General features: G+C 52.8%; 2 protein-coding genes and 3 pseudogenes. 2 read left to right on the top strand and 3 right to left on the bottom strand.

Translation table 11 applies throughout. The annotated features are described in order from the left end of the window. Positions 1–127 precede the first annotated feature (127 nt). Positions 128–401 (top strand): annotated as a pseudogene (locus tag F3J08_RS16505) (transposase); the annotation flags it as partial. Positions 402–612: 211 nt separating this feature from the next. Here the strand turns inward: F3J08_RS16505 and F3J08_RS16500 are convergent. Beyond that, positions 613–2,127, bottom strand: coding sequence for a glycoside hydrolase family 30 beta sandwich domain-containing protein (locus F3J08_RS16500; RefSeq protein ID WP_166931787.1), 1,515 nt, complete (start codon positions 2,125–2,127; stop codon positions 613–615). A gap of 542 nt (positions 2,128–2,669) precedes the next feature. Between F3J08_RS16500 and F3J08_RS16495 the strand changes: the two are divergent. Next, positions 2,670–3,673: pseudogene (locus tag F3J08_RS16495) on the top strand (DDE-type integrase/transposase/recombinase). 8 nt (positions 3,674–3,681) lie between these two features. Here F3J08_RS16495 and F3J08_RS16490 read toward each other — a convergent pair. Next, the gene (locus F3J08_RS16490) at positions 3,682–3,786 is read right to left on the bottom strand and encodes an integrase core domain-containing protein (RefSeq protein ID WP_166931785.1); all 105 of its coding nucleotides are present in this window, start codon (positions 3,784–3,786) and stop codon (positions 3,682–3,684) included. 16 nt (positions 3,787–3,802) lie between these two features. After that, positions 3,803–4,556 (bottom strand): annotated as a pseudogene (locus F3J08_RS16485) (IS5 family transposase). Positions 4,557–5,140: the final 584 nt, after the last annotated feature.

Here is a 5,140-nt window from a genome sequence, read left to right as displayed (position 1 = left end):
CGGAGGTAACAGCGCCGGATCTGCACAAAACGCAGATCGAAAGTCACCCCGGGAGCCGTCAGTCAGAACGATAAAAGCCTGAAATCACCGGCCAAGCGTATCAACTAACGATTCTTCGATCCCTCCAATTGAATGGCATTACATTGCCCCCTGGCAAGCCGCAGCAGAACGGGTTTGTGGAGAGCTTCAACGGGCGATTGCGTGATGAATGCCTCAACGAGACCCTGTTCACGTCTCTGTCCCATGCGCGCCGGATTTTGGCCGATTGGCAGAAAGATTACAACACCGTGCGCCCACATTATTCCATGCTGGGAGGCAGGACACCTGCACAAGTCGCGGCACAATGGTCTCGGGGGCATGCCCCCCGAGACCATTGTCATCCCATCAGCAACGCACCATAAAAATACAGAACTCTCCTTTTGAACGGATACAAAAAGGGGAGCACGTTATCGTCGTTCCACACGTCCTCCAGACTCGAAGGACGCCTGAATCACGGTGAAGGCTGAGGCTCAAGCCGATTTATGAGTTTACGCCGTAGATCAATGCCTGATAGGTCCGAGAAAGGTGAAAGTGGTTGCACAGGGCCCCCAAGGGGGGGATTCCTTGAACTTATTATTCGTGTGAGAGGACAAACGTATTGAATGAGTCGGAGGGTAACTCTGCTTGCAGTACCTGCTCGTCCGACAGGCGTATTCTGACGGGCATAGGAGATGACATGTCGTTATGAAGAATAAGCACGACGGTCCTGTCCTTGTTGAGGAAGGCAAGTGCATTGTCGTAGCCTGTCCAACTGATCGCTTCGAACCGCACTGCGTCAGGCCTGATGAAATGGCTGAAATGCTTAAGAAGGTAATATTCATAATTATATGTTATGGCGCCGCTAGATGAATTGACCGTGATAAGGGAGTTCTGCTTCCATCCCCATGTGCTCGCGGCGTCGTTCTCAAGCGCGATATTCCAATAATCGTACACTGATACACCATTATTAAAGAAATGGAGCATGAGTCTCCAGATGTATCGGCAATATCGCCAGTCATTTCGACCATCACCGCACTCCGCCTCACTCTGAATAAGGTCAAGATCGGGGTGTTCATGGTGCAAGGCGGCGATAGCGCCCTTACCCGCCCACTGCATGCCGACGCCCGCGACCATGTTTCCAACGTGCAAATTGTCGACGAAGCGTTCAAAGAGGTTTTCGTATGGGCGTTCGAAGGTGCCAAAATAGATTTTCACATTTAGGGGCTCGAGACGAGGATAAAGGTACGTCACCAGACGAGCCAGACCCTCGGGGGTCCAGCAGCATGACGGGTAGGGACCTTTAGAATTGAATTCGTTTTGCGGCATGATAGCAAAGATCGGAATGCCAGCTTCACGGTAGGCAAGCACATATTTTTCGAAATACATCGCATAGGCAGAAAAATACCGTGCCTCCTGAATGAATAAGTCCTTTCCTTCGATGCCGACCTGATCGGGTTTCAGGCCATTTTGCGGCCAGCCCGGCAAGGAAAGTGATGTTGCGTAGTGATGGTTATATTTCATCCATGTCGGCGGACTCCAAGGAGATGCCCAAAGTTGCAAATGGGGATTTTCCGCTTGCGCCGAGTGGATGAACGGAATGATCGCGCGTTTGTCTCGCTCGATCGAAAAATGCTCCATCCAAAAATCGTTGGACGTCTCATCGTATGAGTACCAGTCCACAGCGAAATCGTTAGCGCCAATGGGAGCGCGGCATATTGAGAGATTGGCGCCGACGCCTGGTGAAAAGAGCTGGTGAAATGCAGCTTTCCGATCATCAGGCGTAGCTTTGGTTAGGGCATTCCAGCCGAGCTCACTAAAGCAGGCGCCAAAGCCCTTGATCGTCTGGTAGGTGTTTCGAACCCTTAGTGTAATGTCCGCGTCGTGGCCAACGACGGGGCGATTCAAAATCGTTGCGTCCCCTTTTTTAACCCACAAGGCCGAGGGGGTCGTAGCTACCCATTGCACACGGCCAAATGTGCCTAATGTCTGAGTCTCGGTAAGCGGCGTGGTGGATGTGTCATGCGCTGATGCTTCATGCAGGCGAATGCTGGATGCCGCCACGAGAGAGGCGCCACCAACGACGATATCGCGTCGGCCGATTGTAGACATAAAGTTCTCTCCCGAAGAAGGTCTGTCGAGATGAAATTATAATTATGTGACTATACATCATCATTATTATGCTGGAAGACACCATATTGTGATCACATATCTTGTATTTTTTATCCTACCGTTAATGGGGTAGAGTGTATTTTCCCAAGTGGGGGGGGGGGAAACGAAGAACCACTGATTGAAGCTGGGGTGTTCTGATTTTGTGTGCAGCGGTCGTGTCTTGATGGTTCTTCATTATAATAATATTTCCGCTCCATTTTGAGTAAAGCGCGGAGATTGTTATTTGATTTTTTATGCAGCGGCGCTGATCTTATCAAGCTACAGAAAGAGGCGCATACGTTCTACCAACTCCCTGCCACTCTGACGATGATGTCACGTTAACTGAGACAGCCCAAGCGTTCTCCGCCCGGTTATTCAGGCTCTTGTGCGACACTTGTGCGACAGATGCCACACCGAAAGGCCGGGCTTTCGTCTTGCTGCGCCGGCACCTAGTTGTTTAGTCCCGCGGTTTGATGGTGCATTGTTTTCACGCGAGTGGAAGGATGCGCTATGGTCAGGTTCACCACGGAAGCGCCACGACAGCAGCGGCAGTCCGTCGAGCGATATAGCACAGTCAAGAGAGCCTGAGGGCTCTGGCCAAGCGCTACGGGATCAACCCGAAGGCGGACGCCAAATGGAAGGGCCGGAGCGATCCGACGGATCGACGCACCGGCCCGAAGGTGGCTTCTTAAAGCTTACTGTCGATTGAGGAAAAAGCGATCGTCCTGGCATTCCGCCGCCATACCCTGCTGCCTTTGGACGATTGCCTTTGCGCGCTCCAGGCGACAATCCCACACCTGACGCGCTGTTCATTGCATCGCTGCCTTCAGTGTCACGGCATCTCCCGTCTGCCCGATACCGAAAGCGACAAGCCCAGGCGCTCGAAAATTAAAACCTACCCGATCGGCTACTTTCACATCGATATCGCCGAGGTGCAGACGGTAGAGGGCAAACTGCGCCTGTTGGTCGCCATCCATCGGATAGCAAGTTCGCCTGTGTCGTGCTTCATCAGCAAGCGGATAAAATGTTCGCAAGGGCGTTTCTTCGGCACCTGATTGAGACCGTTCCCTACAAAACCCATATGATACTGACCGACAACAGTACCCAGTTCACCAATCGGGCCTGTGACGAAAACGATATCGAACACCGTATGACGAAACCCAATCACCTCTGGACGAACGGTCAGCTCGAGAGAATGAACCGGACAATCAAGGAAGCAACCGTCAAACGCTTCCATTACGACAGCCATGAGAAGCTGAAGACCCCTCTCAACGACCTCATGGCAGCTTACAACTTCGGACGAAGGCTCAAGACCCTCAGCGGTCTCACGCCTTACGGATATATCGCCAAGATATGGACGTCGGAGCCAGACAGGTTCATCGTTAATCCGTTCCACTGGATGCCGGGACTAGCCAAACGCCGCAATGTCCGTGAAGTGCTCTACGAATTTATGCCACCGGAAGTTGGAATTTCTTGGAGGTTAAGGCTCAACTGGCAGACATGCTGACAAGCCGTTCAGTAGCGATCCGGTGGCATGTTGCCGATGGAGCTGTGCGGCCAGTCCTCATTGTAGCCCTGACGCCAAGCCCCCATTTTTACGCAAGCGTCGTCAAGGCTCATGAGCTACGTCGTGTCGTCAGTTAAGCAGGCTGATGATTGAGGCGAACTGCACGGCTGCGAGGAAGGTCGATTGCGGTTTATTGTAGCGGGTTGCGATAGCGCGAAACTGCTTGAGTTTATTGAAGAACCTCTCAACAAGGTCCAGTTCGCGGAGGAGAGAAAAATCGGTTTCCCGCCGTGTCGTTCTGTTGCGGTTTGGCGGGATGACCGGGGTAATCTCGCGCTGTATCAGCCGATCGATCAACTTGTCCGCGTCATACGCCTTGTCAGCAAGGAAGGCATCCGAGCCGATGTTTTCCAGAACCGGTTCCGCCTGGGTGATATCGGCATCCTGTTCCGGTGTGATGCCGAGTTCCACCGGATTGCCCAGAGCGTCGCAGATGGCATGAATCTTTGTCGTCAGCCCGCCTCGTGATCGTCCGATGGCCTGATCCGTACCCCCTTTTGAGAGCTCCGGCAATATGCTGATGTGCGCGGACAATCGTACTGTCGATCATCATGTATTCGTTGCCGTGATCAGCGGCCAGATAACGAAATATACGTTCGATGACACCGCTTTCACACTAGCGGCGCAGACGCCGGTGCACGTTTTTCCAGTCCCCGAAACGGGCAGGAAGGTCGCGCCATGGAATGCCCGCACGATAGCGATACAGCACCACCTCCACGATCAAACGATTGTCCGCCGCAGTGCCGCCGACATAGCCTTCACGACCGGGGAGAAGATCCTTTATCCGCTCCCAGTGGTCATCGCGTAAACCATAGCGCCGCATCTGTCTGTCGCCCCCAAAAACGGGAAAACAGTAAGCACAGGGAGACAGAAAGTACAACCCTCACATGCCACACTCAGGGCTTAACTGACGACACGCCGTAGTGCATGTTCAGGCGCTCGGCCCAGAATTCCCCGGTGAAGGACTTAATAAAGCCATCGTCAGTCTGCTTGCTGGGGCGGGAGAAGTCGCGCACCAACCTTTTCTAATATACTCAAAGATCCAAGCCTCAACTATCCCACAGGCACGAAATAAACCAGATCTCAGGGATGTCCTATAAAATTTTTATCAATGCGACCTAGTCTCAAATGAATGAGAGGATTCGAGTATCTCCTTTCCCTGCACCATGTGACAGGATAGTGTGCCGACGCATAATGCTAGCGAACTACAGAGGTAAATTGTCCAATGACGCTCTTCTTCCTCTTGTTCTTGGCGGGCGGCTTCTTCGCAACATCGTTTCTAGAGCATAATCTGACCTGACGGAGTCGTTTTGGGATTCCCATTGTTCTGGAAATCTGATTCATGCTTCCTGCCGGGCGGGAGGCCGGCGTGCATGACCCGAGCCCTGTCGACCGACCTTCGCCAAC

Origin of the sequence: Asaia sp. As-1742 (assembly GCF_011753235.1) — a bacterium.
Classification (GTDB): domain Bacteria; phylum Pseudomonadota; class Alphaproteobacteria; order Acetobacterales; family Acetobacteraceae; genus Asaia; species Asaia bogorensis_B.
The sequence above is the reverse complement of the archived record's forward strand: the minus strand, read 5'-3'. Positions and strand labels throughout refer to the sequence as shown.

Coding starts and splice junctions, on each gene's coding strand:
- F3J08_RS16500 (WP_166931787.1), bottom strand. CDS start 2,127: ATGTCTACAATCGGCCGACGCGATATCGTCGTTGGTGGCGCCTCTCTC.
- F3J08_RS16490 (WP_166931785.1), bottom strand. CDS start 3,786: ATGAGCCTTGACGACGCTTGCGTAAAAATGGGGGCTTGGCGTCAGGGC.